This window comes from Acidobacterium capsulatum ATCC 51196 (assembly GCF_000022565.1).
Lineage (GTDB): Bacteria > Acidobacteriota > Terriglobia > Terriglobales > Acidobacteriaceae > Acidobacterium > Acidobacterium capsulatum.
On record NC_012483.1, the window covers coordinates 3,244,039 to 3,260,305 of the forward strand.

Annotated in this window: 10 protein-coding genes; 5 read left to right on the forward strand and 5 right to left on the reverse strand. The window is 61.9% G+C overall.

Annotated elements, in window-relative coordinates; translation table 11 throughout:
- Positions 1-35: 35 nt before the first annotated feature.
- Positions 36-1,418 carry a peptidase associated/transthyretin-like domain-containing protein gene (locus ACP_RS13255; protein WP_052294816.1) on the forward strand — a complete coding sequence of 461 codons (1,383 nt, stop codon included), beginning with the start codon at positions 36-38 and terminating at the stop codon, positions 1,416-1,418.
- A 67-nt stretch (positions 1,419-1,485) separates the two neighbouring features.
- Here the strand turns inward: ACP_RS13255 and ACP_RS13260 are convergent, their stop codons facing one another.
- Complete coding sequence (locus tag ACP_RS13260) at positions 1,486-3,567, reverse strand: S9 family peptidase (RefSeq protein WP_041839575.1); 2,082 nt, start codon at positions 3,565-3,567, stop codon at positions 1,486-1,488.
- Positions 3,568-3,648: 81 nt separating this feature from the next.
- On the opposite strand from ACP_RS13260, the gene ACP_RS13265 reads away from it, so the two are divergent.
- The gene (locus ACP_RS13265) at positions 3,649-4,350 is read left to right on the forward strand and encodes an HAD-IA family hydrolase (RefSeq protein WP_015897844.1); all 702 of its coding nucleotides are present in this window, start codon (positions 3,649-3,651) and stop codon (positions 4,348-4,350) included.
- A gap of 15 nt (positions 4,351-4,365) precedes the next feature.
- Positions 4,366-6,354, forward strand: a complete 1,989-nt coding sequence (gene uvrB / locus ACP_RS13270) for an excinuclease ABC subunit UvrB (RefSeq protein WP_041840312.1) — start codon at positions 4,366-4,368, stop codon at positions 6,352-6,354.
- A 67-nt stretch (positions 6,355-6,421) separates the two neighbouring features.
- Here uvrB and ACP_RS13275 read toward each other — a convergent pair whose 3' ends face one another.
- From ACP_RS13275 to ACP_RS13290, 4 genes are all read right to left on the reverse strand, one after another.
- Positions 6,422-7,999, reverse strand: coding sequence for a ribulokinase (locus ACP_RS13275; RefSeq protein ID WP_015897846.1), 1,578 nt, complete (start codon positions 7,997-7,999; stop codon positions 6,422-6,424).
- 39 nt (positions 8,000-8,038) lie between these two features.
- Positions 8,039-9,484, reverse strand: a complete 1,446-nt coding sequence (locus tag ACP_RS13280; protein WP_015897847.1) for an L-fucose/L-arabinose isomerase family protein — start codon at positions 9,482-9,484, stop codon at positions 8,039-8,041.
- A gap of 149 nt (positions 9,485-9,633) precedes the next feature.
- Complete coding sequence (locus tag ACP_RS13285; RefSeq protein WP_052294817.1) at positions 9,634-11,049, reverse strand: sugar porter family MFS transporter; 1,416 nt, start codon at positions 11,047-11,049, stop codon at positions 9,634-9,636.
- A 211-nt stretch (positions 11,050-11,260) separates the two neighbouring features.
- Positions 11,261-11,947, reverse strand: a complete 687-nt coding sequence (locus ACP_RS13290; protein ID WP_015897850.1) for an L-ribulose-5-phosphate 4-epimerase — start codon at positions 11,945-11,947, stop codon at positions 11,261-11,263.
- A 340-nt stretch (positions 11,948-12,287) separates the two neighbouring features.
- On the opposite strand from ACP_RS13290, the gene ACP_RS13295 reads away from it, so the two are divergent.
- Together ACP_RS13295 and ACP_RS13300 are read left to right on the forward strand one after the other, a co-directional pair.
- Complete coding sequence (locus tag ACP_RS13295) at positions 12,288-14,123, forward strand: beta-L-arabinofuranosidase domain-containing protein (RefSeq protein ID WP_015897851.1); 1,836 nt, start codon at positions 12,288-12,290, stop codon at positions 14,121-14,123.
- Between the two features lie 80 nt (positions 14,124-14,203).
- On the forward strand, positions 14,204-16,123 hold the full coding sequence (locus ACP_RS13300) for an alpha-L-arabinofuranosidase C-terminal domain-containing protein (RefSeq protein ID WP_015897852.1): 1,920 nt from the start codon (positions 14,204-14,206) through the stop codon (positions 16,121-16,123).
- The last annotated feature ends 144 nt before the right edge of the window (positions 16,124-16,267 follow it).

The following is a 16,267-nucleotide window of genomic DNA, read 5'->3' on the forward strand; positions in this document are numbered from 1 at the left end:
ACCGCCTTGCCATCTCACCGATAGGAAGACTCCCATTGATCGCGACACGCACTTCACTTCAGGCTTCGCGCTGGCTTGTGCTGGCTGCCCTGGCGCTTCCTCTGGCGGCGCAGGCTGTGAATGTAACCGGAACTGTAACGAATAAGACTAGCGGACGCCCGGACGCCGGGGATACGGTCACACTGTTGTCGCTGGCGAACGGAATGCAGGAGGTCGGCTCGACGAAGACCGATGCTCAAGGGCATTACACCCTGCAAGTGCCCGACAGCGACATGCATCTGGTACGCGTGGACCACGAGAAGGCCGAGTATTATGCCGCGGTGCCGCCGGGCAGCACGCACGTGGATGTGAGCGTGTATGACGTGGCCGCGAAGGTGAAGGGCATCAAGACCGAAGACGATGTGTATCAAATGCAGACCGATGCGCAAGGCCTGCACGTGATCGAGAGCTTTTTTGTCGATAACAGTTCCACGCCGCCTCGCACGCAGTACAGCGACCATGCTTACGTGTTCACGCTGCCGCCGGGTGCGCAGATTGATGGCGGACAGGCAGCGGGCCCGCAGGGTATGCCGATTTCGTCCACACCGGTGCCGACGGGAGAAAAGGGGCATTATGCCTTCGTGTTTCCGTTGCGCCCGGGCCAGACGCGCTTTGCGGTGAGCTATTCGCTGCCCTATTCGGGCAAGCTGACCTTTATGCCGCAGGAGTCGCTACCAACCGACAATGTGGCCGTGATGCTGCCGAACAGCATGACCTTTACGCCGGATGCAGGCGGGCTCTTCCAGCCGGTGCACGATCAGTCGGTGCCGGCGCAGACCTTTGTGGCGAAGAATCTTGCACCGGGGCAGAAGATTTCGTTCACGGTTTCAGGAACAGGCGCGATGCCGCGCAGCATGCAGGACCAGTCCGGCGGGCAGCAGAGCGGGGCGGCGGCGCAGAGCGCGCAAGGAGCTCAGGGCGGCCAGGGAATGCCCGATACAGCCACCTCGCAGGGCGACCGTCCCGGGGGCGGCCTGGGGACGCCGATTGATACGCCGGGTCCGCTGCATAAATACCGCTGGTGGATTCTGAGCGCGATTGGCCTGCTGCTGGTGGTGGCTGCGGCGTTCATGCTGCGCGGGCAGCCTGCCGGAACCGCGGCCGTGCCGGTGGAGCCGGAGCCTTCTCCGCTGACGCCGACGGTGGTGACCGCTGAAGATACGGTGCGGGCCGCGCAGCCTGCCACGCCGGCTGCGAAGCCGGCAGCCGGGTACACCGCTGCGCCCGCTGGCACGACAGGGCTGCTGCAGGCTTTGAAAGAAGAGCTCTTTGCGTTGGAGACCGAACGCGTGGAAGGAAAACTGACCGAGGCGCAGTACGCCGAAGTCAAGGCTGCCGTGGAAGTGGTGCTGCGACGCGCGCTGAGCCGTCGCTCCTGAGGCGCGATGGAAGAACAGCAAAGGGGCAGGCCGTGAGGCCTGCCCCTTTGTGTATTTTGAGAGCGGATTACTTTTTGAAAGCAGCGTCGATGAAGTTCACGATGCGCTGACGCCCGTCAAAGCCGTGCCACGGTTCGGGGCTGGGCATGCCGAAGATGGCGCGCGCGAGCGAGCCGTGGTTGTCGCGAGGATACTCGACCAGATCGACGGGTACGCCCATTTGCCGCAGTGCGCGATACATTTCTTCGCTCTGGCCCTTGGGGTCAGTGGTGTCAGCCATGCCCTGCAGCAGCAGCATGGGCGTATGAGCATGCGCCGCAAAGGAGAGCGGGCTCTGACGCCATGCGGCGTCGGAGCGCTCCCAGGGCAGGCCGTAAAACCAGCGGTCGTACCAGGAGCCGTCCTCGGTTCCGTATTCACTCTCCTGATCGATGACGGGAGCGCCGGCAATGATGGCTTTGAAGCGGGTGGTTTTGCCCTCGACAAAGCCGGCCATTTCGCCGCCATAGCTGTAACCCATCAGCACGAGTTTTTGGGCATCGATGGGATCGTGCGCAATCACGGCATCGACGCCGGTCATTATGTCGCGATAGTCGCCGCCGCCCAGGTCATTGTGATTGGCCGCGACGAAGGATGCGCCGTAGCCGGTGCTGCCGCGCGGGTTGGGCTCAAAGACGGCCCATCCGTGGCCGAGCAGGAACTCGTTGAAGGCGAAGTAATCGTCTTGCCATGCGCCGGTGGGGCCGCCGTGAACATCGACGATGAGCGGAACCCTGTGCGCGGAGCTGGCCTGCGGCGGCAGGTAGAGCAGGCCCTGCAGGGTGAGGCCGTCGTTCTTCCACGTGACGACGTGCGCGGGCACCTGCGGCCATGCGGCGGGCAGAATGGCAGGCGCGTGCAGGGCCTCTGGTGTGTCATTGAGCTTGGCCGCGTAGTAGAGTGTCGTGGGCGTGGTGCTGCCGGAACCGAGCCAGACCCAGCCCGTGTTCTTTGCATTGGTGTTGAGCTGCGTGACGGAGGGCGTGGGGAAGCGCAGCAGGTGATTGCTCTGTGCGCTGACGGCGAGCACCGTAGTCTGCACGCCGCTTTGCACCGTTTGCAGCGCTCCTGCGGGCGATGCGATGGGGTTGCCGTAGCCGATGGAGCCCTGGAAGGACGCGGTGAGATCTTTCACCGCATGGGTGGCAAAGTGGAGCACGTAGAGGTCGCTGTAGCCCGGCGGCGTGTTGGCCTGCGATTGCGCGAGGAAGTAGAAGCGCCGGTCATGCCACGACCACGCGCCTCCGCTCACGGTGGCGGGAACGGCGCTGAGCTTCTCAGGATGAGCTGGGTCGGAGATATTGAGGCGCCATGCGCTACCGGCGGGATGCAACTCCCCGAGGCCGTTCATGCCGGAGCAGAAGGCGACGAGCTGGCTGCCCGAGTGGCTCCATGCGACGCCGCGCACGTTGGGCGGAACAGCGGTGGCGGTAAGCTTGCCGCTCACGGGGTCGAGCAGATAGAGGCGCGTGCCGTGCGGATTGTGATCCACCCAGACGGCGTCTGCCTTCTCCTGCTTCTGCTTTTTCTCTCCGGGCGTTTGCGGGTCGAGGGCGGTGATGGCGATGAGTTTGCCATCGGGAGATACGGAAAAGCTGGAGACGCCGATGGGCAGCGGAGTGGGCTTCTGCGCTTTGGAGTGGAGGCCGGGCGGAATGGCGTCCGGCTCCTGCGATGCATCGACAGCGGGCAGCACCTTGAGGTCGAAGGCATGCGCCTCGCCGCCATTCATGGGCAGGCGAAAGAGCTGCGTGGTGTCTCCGCGATGCGCGAGGAAGAGCACGCTGCGGCCATCGGGCATCCAGGCGGCGTCGAACTCTCCGCGCGTGTCCTTCGCATCGTTGGCGGGTGATTGGGTGAGTTGCCGCGCGGTGTTGGTAGCAATGTCGATGAGCCAGAGGTGGCTCTTGCCGCCCTTGGCCGTGGTGTCATTGACGGCGACGAGCACCTGTTTGCCGTCAGGCGAAAGCAGGGGGTGGCTGAGCGCGCGCACCTGGCGCATGTCTTCATTGGTGGGGAAGCGCGGTTGCGCGGCGCGGGCCGTGGCCGTGAGGCAGAGAGCCGCGCCGAGCAGCGCGCTGAGCGCAGGCAGAGAGGCAAATTTTGGCATGGCCGAAGCATATCTCAAGCGAAGCGGGAATGGGCGGGTGGCGGGCCGCGCAGTTTTGCGGGCTGCCGCTACACTGGAGATATGCTCTCTGTGCTTCGCCCGCTGCCTGTGGAACAGATTCGTCTGGTGGTCTTTGACCTGGACGGAACGCTGATTGATTCGCGTAAGGACCTCTGCAATGCCGTGAACGCCATGCTGGCGGAGTTTCACCGGCAGCCGCTGCCTGAGGAGATTATCGCAAGCTACATCGGCGACGGCGCGGGCATGCTGGTGCGGCGCGCGCTGGGCGATCCGCACGATGAGCCGCTGGTGGATGACGCACTGCAGCACTTTCTGGCGTACTACCGCGAGCACAAGCTGGATCACACCTATGTGTATGAGGGTGTGATGGAGTCGCTGGCGAAGCTGCGCGCGTTGCCGAATGGTGCGGGGTCGCGCGCGATGGCCGTGCTGACCAACAAGCCGATTGGCCCGTCGCTGGCTATTTGTGCGGCGCTTGGCTTGAGCGAGCACTTCTTTCGCATTTATGGCGGAGACAGCTTTGAGACGAAAAAGCCTGATCCTGTAGGGCTGCTGGCGTTGATGCAGGAGGCGGGCGCAAAGCCGGAGGAGACGCTGATGGTAGGTGACTCTGATGTGGACCTGCTGACGGCGCAGCGCGCGGGTGCGTGGTCATTGGGATGCCGCTATGGGCTTTCGCCGCACACGATCGAGAACATTCCGGCCGATGTGCTGGTGGACACTCCGATGGAGTGGATGGATGCCTTCGCGGCAGGAGAGTGAAGACGGTTTATGAGCATGGAGTTTCAGCTAGTCAGCGAATATCAGCCGAAGGGCGACCAGGTGCGCGCGATTCGCGAGCTGGTGGGCGGCGTGGCCTCAGGCGAGCAACACCAGGTGCTGCTTGGGGTGACCGGCTCGGGCAAGACCTTTACGATGGCCAAGGTGATTGAAGAGCTGAACCGGCCGGCGCTGATTCTAGCGCATAACAAGACGCTGGCCGCGCAGCTCTTTCACGAGTTCAAGCAGTTCTTCCCCAACAACGCGGTCGAGTACTTTGTGTCGTACTACGACTACTATCAGCCGGAAGCGTATATTCCCGCGGGCGATCTCTACATTGAGAAGGAAGCGACGATCAATGAAGAGCTCGATAAGCTGCGGCTTTCAGCGACGCGCTCGCTCTTTGAGCGGCGGGACTGCATCATTGTGGCGTCGGTTTCGTGCATCTATGGCCTCGGCTCGCCGGAAGCCTATTACGGCATGCTGCTGCTGCTTGAGAAGGGGCAGAAGATTCGCCGTGAAGACATCACGCGGCGGCTGGTGGAGATATTGTATGAGCGCAACGATGCCGACTTCCGGCGTGGCACCTTCCGGGTGCGCGGCGATGTGATCGAGGTGTATCCCACCTATGACGAGAATGCATTTCGCATCGAGCTGTTTGGGGATGAGATTGATTCGCTGGCGCAGATTGATCCGCTGTTTGGAACGGTGAAGCAGAAGTATTCGCGGCTGCCGATTTACCCCAAGAGCCACTATGTGGTGATGCCCGAGCGCAAGAAGTCGGCGATGGATTCGATTCTGGAAGAGCTGGGCACGTGGGAGAAAGAGCTGGAGGCGCAGGGCCGCATGGTCGAGGCGCAGCGCGTGCATCAGCGCACGCGCTTTGATCTGGAGATGATCAAGTCGATGGGCTATTGCCACGGCATTGAGAACTATTCGCGGCACTTCTCTGGCCGGCTGCCGGGTGAGCCTCCGCCGACGCTGCTGGATTATTTTCCACGTGACTTTCTGCTGTTTATCGATGAGTCGCATGTCACAGTGCCGCAGTTGCACGGCATGTGGCACGGCGACCGCTCGCGCAAGCAGAACCTCGTGGATTATGGCTTCCGGCTGCCGTCGGCGATGGACAATCGTCCGCTGAAGTTTGAAGAGTTTGAGGCGCGCACGCACCAGCTTGTATATGTGTCGGCGACGCCCGGCGCTTATGAGCTGACAAAATCCGCCGGTGTGGTGGTGGAGCAGATTATCCGGCCGACGGGACTGATCGATCCCGAGGTGGAGATTCGCCCGATTCGCGGGCAGATCGACGATCTGCTGGCGGAGATTCGCGATCGTGTGGCCAAGGGCGAGCGCGTGCTGGTCACGACGCTCACCAAGCGCATGGCCGAGGACCTGTCGGGCTACTACAGCGAGGTGGGCGTGCGCTGCCGCTACATGCACTCGGAGATTGAGACGCTGGAGCGTGTGAAGCTGCTGCGCGATTTGCGCAAAGGCGAGTATGACGTGCTGGTGGGCATCAATCTGCTGCGCGAAGGGCTCGATCTGCCGGAGGTTTCGCTGGTGGCGATTCTCGACGCGGATAAGGAAGGTTTTTTGCGTTCGGCCGGTTCACTGATTCAGACGATTGGCCGCGCGGCTCGCAATGTGAATGGCCGCGCGATTCTGTATGCCGATCGCATCACCGATTCGATGCGGCAGGCGATGGATGAGACGGATCGCCGCCGCACCGTGCAGCGCGCGTATAACGAAGAGCACGGCATCACGCCGACGTCGATCATTCGCTCGGCGGATATGTCGCTTGCGAAGATTCTCAAGGCCGAATATGCCGACCTCGAAGAAGAGTCAGAAGAGATGCCCGAGTTCAGTTCACAGGAGCAACTGGACACGTACATCCTGAAGCTTGAAACCGAGATGCGCGAGGCGGCGAAGAAGTTTGAGTTTGAGAAAGCCGCCAAGCTGCGCGATACGATCAAGGATCTGCGCAGCAAGGAGTTTTTGTTCAGCTAAGAAGCACGCATGGAGAAAGCCCCGCACGCGAGAGCGAATGCGGGGCTTTTTTGTGTGCGCAGAGAGGTCAGCCGACCTGCTCCTTTGCAATCTGGCGCAGCGCGGGCAGCACGTCGCCAATGGCTGCGGGCGCCGCGTCGGGCGAGCCAAGCGCGAAGTAGAGCTTGCGGTAGAGCGCGAAGAGCCGGTTGTAGACGCCGTGGGCGTTGGCATTGGGCGTGAAGGTTTTGAAGGGCAGACAGATGGACTGCTGCGCTTGCTCAATGCTGGCGAAGGTTCCGGCGGCGAGGAAGGCGAAGATACCCGAGCCAAGGCTGGTGGGAACACCGTCCGGCACCAGCACGGGCTTGCCTAGCACGTCGGCGTAGATCTGGTTGAGCGTGGCGTTGTTTTGCGGAATGCCGCCGGCGTTGATGACGCGCTCGACCGGCACGCCGTGTTCGGCCATGCGATCGAGAATGATGCGCGTGTGCATGGCCGTGCCTTCAATGGCAGCGAAGAGCTCGTCCTGCGCGGTGTGGATGAGGTTCCAACCGAGTGTCACGCCGCCGAGTTCAGGGTTGACGAGCACGGTACGGTCGCCATTGTCCCAACTCAGGCGCAGCAGGCCGGTCTGGCCGGCGCGGTAGGTTTCGAGTCCACGCGAAAGCTCAGAGACCTTGACGCCCGCGCGTTTGGCAATGGCTTCAAAGATGTCGCCGGTGGCGGAGAGTCCGGCTTCGACGCCCGTGTAAGCAGGATGCACGCTGCCCGGCACGACGCCGCAGACGCCCGGCACCAGGGTGGTCTTGCTTTGCATGGCGATGATGCAGGTGGAGGTGCCGACCACATTGACGACGTCGCCTTCCTTGCATCCAGCGCCGATGGCGTCCCAGTGCGCGTCAAAGGCTCCTACGGGCACGGGAATGCCGGCGCGGAGGCCCATCTCCGCGGCCCACTCGGCAGAGAGATGCCCGGCCAGATGATCTGAGGTGAGGTATTCGCCATCGAGCTTGGCGCGCACACCGTTGAAGAGCGGGTCAAGCTTTGAGAGAAATTCCTGCGGGGGCAGTCCACCCCATTTGGGGTTCCAGAGCCACTTGTGGCCCATGGCGCAAATGCTGCGCTTGACGGCGTGCGCATCGCGCACTCCGCAGAGCGTGGCGGCGACCATGTCGCAGTTTTCGAGCGCGGTGGCAAAGCGTTCGCGCTTGGCGGGGTTGTGGCGCATCCAGTGCAGGAGCTTTGCAAAGCCCCACTCGTGCGAGTAGACGCCGCCACACCACTCAATGGCTTCGAGCTTTTGCTGGTGCGCCAGCTCCGTGATTTCACGCGCCTCTTTGTGGGCGCGATGATCGCACCAGAGATAGTAGTCATCGAGCGGCTGCAGCGCGGCGTCCACAGGGATGACGCTGGAGCCGGTGGTGTCGATGGCGATGGCCTCGACGGCCTGGCCATCGACACCGGCCTGCTGGCAGACGCGGCGCGTAGCCTCAGCCAGCGCGCGCATCTGGTCAGCATGGGACTGCGTGGCGTAGTCGGGGTCTTCCCGGCGTCGCGCCAATGGGTATTCCACGGATGCGGTGCCGAGGCGTCCGCGTGTGCTGTCGACCAGCGTCACGCGAACGCTCAGCGTTCCGAAATCAACTCCGGCAACTATCGCCACTTATTTACTCTTTCTACAGTTACATTCAGGGGGTTACGTTTAGGTGGTGCGAATGCTCACGCGGTCATGCTCGCCGGGCTCGTGGTAGAACATCTCCCATCCGAGATACTTCTTCGCCGCCTCATACACGGGGTCAGCCACGGTGGAGAAGTTGGCGGCCACGTGATGCTCAAAGCCGTTTTCGCAGATGAAGTTGAGCAGCTTCTGCATGCGCGGAATGCGGCAGACGCCCGCGCCGCCGAAGGTTTCGAGCGGATCCTTGGTGAATTCGCCCTGGCCGATGTAGCCGCGAATGGCTCCGGTGTAATCGTCGGTGGAGAAGCGCAGGTAGGTCATGTCGCCGGCCTTCACGCGTCCCACGCAGGTGCCGTAGGTGTTTTCCTTGCCCACGGTGCCGGCGATGATCTCCTGGAAGTCCATGATGACGTCGGCAAAGAAGTGCTTTGGCAGGTTAGAGCAGTGGAAGCAGACGGCCTTGTCCGGATCGTCGCCGTAGTTGTTGTTCCAGTCGAGCAATGCGCTGGGCGTCTGGCTGGCGAGCGCGAGCGCATACATCGAGAGCGTGCCGACCACGTCGGTTTCGCAGGCAGAGGGCAGCAGGCTGTCGCTCATCATGCTCATGATGGTGCAGGGCACGACGCCGAAGTTTTCTTCGAGCGAGGTCCAGCACTGGATGGCGCTGACGGTGCAGTGCTGATCGGCCATGAACTTCTCGATGGCAACGCCGAGCTTGGTCATCTTGAGCAGGGCTTCGCTGGGGATGTTCTGCGTCGGCACGTAGGCCTTGATGGCGGCCAGCTTTTGCTGCACGGTGTCGTCATTGTCTTTGAGGCGGCTGACCGCGCCAAAGATGTCAGAGAGATCGAGCGTGATCACCGAGATGCCGGAGCGCTCCAGAAGCCGCTCGCTGTAACGCACGGTGTTGAAGGCCTGCGGACGCGCGCCAATGGCGGCGATGCGCAGATTGCGGAAACCGTCGACTACGCGGCAGACCTTCGCGAACCAGTCGAGATCCTTACGGAACTCATCGGAGTCAGGCTGCACGGTGTGCTTTGCCGTGATGGAGTAGGGAATGCCGTACTGCATGAGGTTGTTGCAGGCTGACATCTTGCCGCAGAAGCTGTCGCGGCGATGGGAGATCTTCATCTTGTCGCTGCGGTCAGGCGTGGCCTGCACCAGCACCGGCACCTTGAGCGTGGAAAGGCGGATGGAGTCGGCAACGCCGCGCTCGTCGCCAAAGTTGGGCAGCGTGACAATGATGCCGTCGATTTCATCGCGATGCTTGCGGAAGAGCTCGGCGCAGCGAATGGCGTCGTCGTGCGTTTCGACCGAGCCGAACTTTGACTGCTCTGGCGACAGGGCGATGACGCGATGGCCGGCCTTCTCGAGCACCGCGAGCATTTCATCGCGGCCCTCTTTGGCCAGGTGGTCCGGAAAGAATCCGCGGTTGCCGACGATTAAGCCGAAGGTGAGTTGCTCTTTCATAAGTGACTATCCTTGTTGTCTGTGGTGACGAGTGCTTTCGAGGGGGGCGAAAGCGGAGAGTGTGAGTGAAGCCGCTATGCCCATGAAACCTCTGCTCCGGCTGTGGGAGTGGAGGCTGAAGTGAAACGGAGAAGTGAAAAAGTGCGCTATCAGATGGCCTCCTGGCTGGCCTCGATCTGCTCGAGCGTGAGGCCACGCGTTTCCGGAACCCAGATGCGGATAAAGAGAACACCGACCAGGCAGACGGCGCCGAAGATGGCGAAGACGGAATACTCCGACATCGCCGCGGCCATCACCGGGAAGAGCAGCCCTACCAGGAAGGATCCAATCCAGTTGAAAGAGGATGCCAGGCCCGTGCCCGAACCGCGAATGGCCAGGGGAAAGATTTCGCCTACGACCACCCACGTCAGTGGCGCCCAGGTGAAGGAGTACAGCGCGACGTAGATGCTCAGGAATATGACGACGGTGTTGCCGCCGAGCGAGGGCATCAGCAGATGAAGCACTGCCGGCGAAATGAACGAAAGCGCCATAATGATGCCGCCCATCGTGAGCAGGGCGCGGCGGTTGATGCGGTCGGCCACCAGCAGAAAGAACAGTGAGCCGAGCACGAGAATGGCGCCCTCAAGCATGGGCCACATCAGCGCCGAGTGGGTCGAGGCTCCGCTGAGCCGCTGCACAATGAGCGGCAGGTAGTAGAAGATGGCGTTCGCGCCCTGAAATTGCTGCAGCGCCGCGACACCGAGGCCGGCCAGCACGAGCGGGCGGTACTGCGGCTGCAGAAACGCCTTGTAGTGCCCCTGTGCCTGGCCTTTCTCGTGCTCATGGCGCACGGTGCGCTGAATCTCCTGCAACTCATCCTCAATGCGCCAGCGCTCGGGCCGGATGGTCTGCAGGACCTCTCTCGCCGTCTCCACCAGGCCGTGGCTGGCCAGAAAACGGGGCGACTCGGGCAGCCGCAGCGTGCCGAGGAAGAGAACCACCGCCGGAAGGACGGCCGCGCCCAGCATGAGACGCCAGCTCAAGGGGCCGGAGATGTTGTCGAGGAAGTAGTCCGCGACATAGGAGAGCAGCATACCGGAGACGATCATGACCTGATTGAGGCCCGACAAGCGGCCGCGGATATCGGCCGGGGCCATCTCAGAGAGGTAGGCCGGCACCAGGGCCGAGGCCGCGCCGACCGCCCAGCCGAGAATGATGCGGGCGGCGACCAGAAAGCCCACGCCGTTGGCGGGTGCAATGGCCGAAAGCGCCGCTCCGATGATGAAGACGATGGAGGAGATGAGGATCAGACGGCGGCGGCCATAGCGGTCGGCCAGGCGGCCGGCCAGCGCTCCGCCAAGAATGGCCCCCAGCATCACCGATGAAGTGATCAGGCCCAGATCGAACGGGCTGTTTTGCAGGTTCCAGCGCTGTTGCAGAATCGGCAGGGCGCCCGTCATCACGCCGATGTCGTAGCCGAACAGAATGCCGCCGAAGGCGCCAAAAAAGTAGATGAACCGCAGGTTTTGTCTTCTTTTTCTGCTCAGGGCCAGGTCGTTGGCCGGCGAGTTAGTGGGCGGATGCATACGTTCTGAGGTCCTCAAATAGAAGCGAAGTGGAAGCGCGCCGGGAACAGCTGTCTTGAATGGTTCGGTTCGTTCATGGTCTCAGCGCCGTGTGGATTCAGATTGGGAAGCCTTCTCCTGCCGCCTGCTCAGCCTGCGCAACGGAAACAAAATCACGCTCCCAAAAGGTATCAGAGATGAGTGACGTTTGCCCCCCTAGTAAAGGGATTTTCTATTGACCATAGGTGGCCTTGGCTCCATGTTTGCGGAAATAGTGGCGGTCGAGCAGCGCCTGGGAGACTCCCCGGCACTCGGGGTTCAGCGTCATGGTGTGCCAGGCCATGCGAGCCACGGCTTCGAGCAGGGCGGCGTGGTGCGCGGCCTCCAGGGCGTTTTTGCCCCAGGCAAAGGGCGCGTGCCCGGCCACCAGAACGGCCGGAACGGCCAGCGGATCGAGCCCCTGGAAACGGCGCACAATGGCCACGCCGGTGTTGTGGACGTATTCGCCGCCGATCTCCTTATCGGTCAGCTCGTCTGTAACGGGCACCTCGCCATAGAAATAGTCGGCATGGGTGGTGCCGAGGGCGGGAATCGCGCGGCCGGCCTGCGCCCAGACGGTGGCGTACATGGAATGGGTGTGGGCGACGCCGCCGATGGCAGGGAACTCGCGGTAGAGGAGCAGATGGGTGTCCAGATCAGAGGATGGCTTCAGCTTGCCTTCGACGATTTTTCCTGAGAGATCGGTGACCACCATGTCTTCGGGGCGCAGTTTGTCATAGGGCACTCCGCTGGGCTTGATGGCGACGAGTCCGGTGGCGCGGTCAATGCCGCTGGCGTTGCCAAAGGTGAACTGGACGAGGCCCTCGCGCACGAGATCGAGATTGGCTTCGAGCACTTGTTCTTTGAGCTGCTGTGTCAAACTGTACCTTCCTGGGTCGGTTCGGGAATTCGGGTAAACATTTTCTTGCAGGCGATGCGAGGTTAAACGCCTCTCCTGGCCCTGTCAACCATCGCCGCATTCTGAGTAGAAAGTAGACGAGGGAGTTTTGGGAACAGTCTAGCAGTCCTGTGGCTGTTCCCGGGTAGAAGAGGAGCGTTTGACAGGCATTTGCCGGGGTTGGTAAACATTTACCCAAACTGAGCCGGGGAATGGCTCCGGACGCCTGCGTTTGCCCGCTCCAGAAACAGCAAATACCGGGCCGCGTGGGGCGGCGGGTGTAATTCATCCGAAGAGAATCCCAAGAGAATCGAGGTGCCGGGTGAGCGAGAATCTGTCGCGACGCACATTTTTGAAGAGCAGCGCGGCGGTGGCCGCGGCCGGAGTGGTGGCTCCGCGGACATTTGGGCTGTCAGCAGCCGCATCCCATGGCGGCGCGACGCGGCTGGGGCAGTTGGGCTACGGCGAGGTGGAGTTGCTGGAAGGGCCGATGCTGGCGCAGTTCCAGGCCAATCATGCCTTTTTTCTGGCGCTCGATGAAGATGCGCTGCTCAAGCCCTTTCGTGAACGCGCGGGGCTGCCGGCTCCCGGGCCACAGATGGGCGGCTGGTACAACTTCTCAAAGGAATTTGACCCGCCGAACAATATGACCGGCTATATTCCGGGGCACTCGTTTGGGCAATATCTGTCTGGACTGGCGCGAGCCTATGCCGCGACCGGCGACCAGCCCACCAAAGCCAAGGTGCACCGGCTGGTGCGCGGATTTGCCGAGGCCGTTTCGCCGAAGTTTTACGATGACTATCCGTTGCCCTGCTACACCTTTGACAAGAGCAATTGCGGGCTGATCGATGCGCATCAGTTTGCGGGCGACCCGAATGCGCTGCACGCGCTCTCTCGCGCTCTCGATGCCGTGATGCCGTATTTGCCTTCGCATGCGCTGACGCGGCCTGAGATGGCGGCGCGGCCGCATCCGAATATTGCATTCACGTGGGATGAGAGCTACACGCTGCCGGAGAATTTCTTTCTTGCCTACAAGCGTTCGGGAGACGAGAAATACCTGGTCATGGCGCAGCGCTTTCTGCAGGATAAGAGCTACTTTGATCCGCTCGCGGAAGGCGACAATGTGCTGCCGCATCAGCATGCCTACAGCCATGTGAATGCGTTGAACTCGGCCTCGCAGGCCTACCTGGTGCTGGGCAGCGAAAAGCATCTGCGCGCGGCGCGCAACGGATTTCAGTTTGTGCTGGACCAGAGCTTTGCCACCGGCGGCTGGGGGCCGAACGAGACCTTTGTGGAGCCGGGCAGCGGCGGCCTCTACAAGAGCCTGACGGAGACGCATGCCAGCTTTGAGACGCCCTGTGGCGCTTATGGGCACTTCAAGGTCACGCGCTATCTGATGCGCATCACCGGCGACAGCCGCTATGGCGACAGCATGGAGCAGGTGCTCTACAACACGATTCTGGGCGCGATGCCGCTGGAGCAGGGCGGCTTCAGCTTCTACTACTCTGACTACAACAACTATGCGGCAAAAAACTACTATCCCGAGCAATGGCCCTGCTGCTCGGGGACCTTTCCGCAGGTCACCGCCGATTACGGCATCAGCTCCTACTTCCATTCGCCCGAGGGCCTCTACGTCAACCTGTTTGTGCCGTCACGCGCCAAGTTTCAGATCGGCGGCGCGCGCTTCTCGCTCGAGCAGCGGACGCACTATCCCTATGAGAACGACATCGCGATGCAGGTGCGCGGAGACAATCCGCAAACCTTTAGCATTGCGCTACGCGTGCCGGCCTGGGCTGGCAAGGGAACGTCCATTACGGTGAATGGCCGCAAGGCCGAGGCTGAAGTGAAGCCGGGCACCTTTGTGCGCCTGCATCGCGAATGGAAGGATGGCGACCGGATCGAGTACTCCATCGACCGGCCCTTGAGTCTGCAGCCAGTAGACGCGCAGCATCCGGATACAGTGGCGCTGCGCAGCGGTCCGCTGGCTCTGATGGCGATCAACAGCCCGCGCAGCCGGTTCACGCGCGCGCAACTGCTGGCGGCGGCGCAGCAAGGGCGCGCCTGGCGGGTGGAGTCGGCGGTAGCGCCGGTCACTTTTAAGTCGTTCCCGCGGATTCGGCACGAGAACTACCGGCTCTACCATGACGTCATGGCTTGAGCGGGCGGGGATTTCCGGCGTCCGTCACAGGGCGCTTGCAATACACTTTTGCGCAGTGCATTTTTTGAGGTGAGTCACGCATGAAATTTCGTCATAGTCTTTCGCTGGCTGCAATTCCGCTGGCGCTTACGTTGCTGCCTTCGCTGGCTGCGGCTCAGTCGCCGCAGGCCGAGCTCACCGTGCACTACAACCAGCCGGTGCATGCCATCAGCCCCTCGCTGTATGGCCTCATGACGGAGGAGATCAACCACTCCTACGACGGCGGCCTGTATGCCGAACTGGTGAAAGACCGCGTCTTTCATGCCAATGCCACCAACAGCTTCATCAAGACGTGGCAGCTTGAGCAGAATGCCGAGCAGGGCATTGCCGCCACCGTGGACCACACAACCGGACCAAGCCAGGCGCTGCCTTACAGCATGAAGCTGACGGCGAGCCAGGCGTCAGCGAGTGATCCGGGCGGTCTGGATAATCCCGGTTATTGGGGCGTGCCTGTGTGGCCCGACACAACGTATCACGCGTCGATTTACCTCAAGGGCGAAGCCGGCGCAGCGGTGCCGGTGACAATCAGCATCGTCAACAAGGCCACGGGCAAAACGCTGGCCAGCGCAACCTTTCCCGCGCCCACGGCGGAGTGGAAGCAGTACACAGCGACCCTGCACACCGGCAATGTGCCGGAGTCAGAGAATAACTTCATCCGCATCTCTGTCGCGCACCCCGGTACGGTCTGGATGAATCTGGTTTCGCTGTTTCCGCCCACCTATCTGAACCAGAAGAACGGCGACCGTGTTGACCTGATGAAGAAGCTGGCGGCGCTGCATCCTGCGTTCCTGCGCTTCCCCGGCGGCAACTACCTTGAAGGCAACGAGATCAAGGACTGGTACGACTGGAAGAAGACGATTGGCCCGCTGGTGGATCGTCCCACACACCCGAGTCCGTGGGGCTACCAGTCGAGCGACGGCATGGGTCTGCTCGAGTTTCTGGAGTGGTGCCAGGACCTGCACATGCAGCCGTTGCTGGCCGTTTATGCGGGCTATTCCCTGCATGGGCAGCATGTGGACCCGGGCAAGGCGCTCGCGCCTTACGTGCAGGATGCCATCGAAGAGATTCAGTACGTCACGGGCGGCACGGATACCAAGTGGGGCGCCGAGCGAGCCCGCGACGGGCATCCCGCGCCGTTTCCGCTGAAGTACATCGAGATCGGCAACGAGGATTTCTTTGATCACTCGGGCAGCTACAGCGCGCGCTTCGCGCAATTTGCCACGGCGATTCGCAAGGCCTATCCCGATCTGCAACTGATTGCGACCACGCCGGTGAAGGGCGATGTGCAGCCGGATGTGATTGACGATCACTTCTACCGCTCGCCGCATGGCTTCTTCACTGACACGAACCACTACGACAAGGTGAGCCGCAAGGGGCCGAAGATCTTTGTGGGCGAGTGGGCCACGATTGAAGGGACTCCCACGCCTGACTTTGACGCGGCGCTGAGCGATGCAGCCTGGATGACGGGGCTGGAGCGCAACAGCGACCTGGTCATCATGGCCAGCTATGCGCCGCTTTTGGTGAATGTGAATCCCATGGCCGCGCAGTGGGGCACCAACCTGATTGGATATGACGCGCTGCACAGCTTTGCTTCGCCGAGCTATTACGCGCAGGTGCTCTTCGGCAAATACCGCGGCGATGAAGTGGTGAAGGGCAGCATGGAAGGAGCCGGCCCGCTCTGCTTCTATTCCGCCACGCGCGCGGGAGATCACCTCTACCTCAAGATCGTGAATGCCGCTCCCAAGCCGCAGCCGTTGACGCTGCACCTGGATGCGGACGGCAAGATCGATCCGCAGGCAACGCTGGTGACGCTCTCGGCTCTGAGTCCGCATGACAGCAATTCGCTTGAGCATCCGGATCACATTGTGCCCGAGACACATGTGCTGAAGGGGATTGGCGGGACCGTGCAACATACCTTTGCGCCTTACTCGATCAACATCCTGGTGATGAAGGTCAAGTAAGACGGCAAATGAAATGAGCAATGTGCCCGGAGCGTTCCCGGATGGACTCGGGAGGGTTCCGGGCATAGTTTTCAGATTTACGGGACATGATTTCTAGTAATCGTTACCGATACTTATATTTGCGGGCAGCAGCCCTTGCTTGTG

What these genes read in the sequence shown, in the direction of transcription:
- uvrB (WP_041840312.1), top strand. Translation starts at nt 4,366, where the DNA reads ATGGAGTTTCAGCTAGTCAGCGAATATCAGCCGAAGGGCGACCAGGTG.
- ACP_RS13280 (WP_015897847.1), bottom strand. Translation starts at nt 9,484, where the DNA reads ATGAAAGAGCAACTCACCTTCGGCTTAATCGTCGGCAACCGCGGATTC.
- ACP_RS13265 (WP_015897844.1), top strand. Translation starts at nt 3,649, where the DNA reads ATGCTCTCTGTGCTTCGCCCGCTGCCTGTGGAACAGATTCGTCTGGTG.
- ACP_RS13300 (WP_015897852.1), top strand. Translation starts at nt 14,204, where the DNA reads ATGAAATTTCGTCATAGTCTTTCGCTGGCTGCAATTCCGCTGGCGCTT.
- ACP_RS13285 (WP_052294817.1), bottom strand. Translation starts at nt 11,049, where the DNA reads ATGCATCCGCCCACTAACTCGCCGGCCAACGACCTGGCCCTGAGCAGA.
- ACP_RS13260 (WP_041839575.1), bottom strand. Translation starts at nt 3,567, where the DNA reads ATGCCAAAATTTGCCTCTCTGCCTGCGCTCAGCGCGCTGCTCGGCGCG.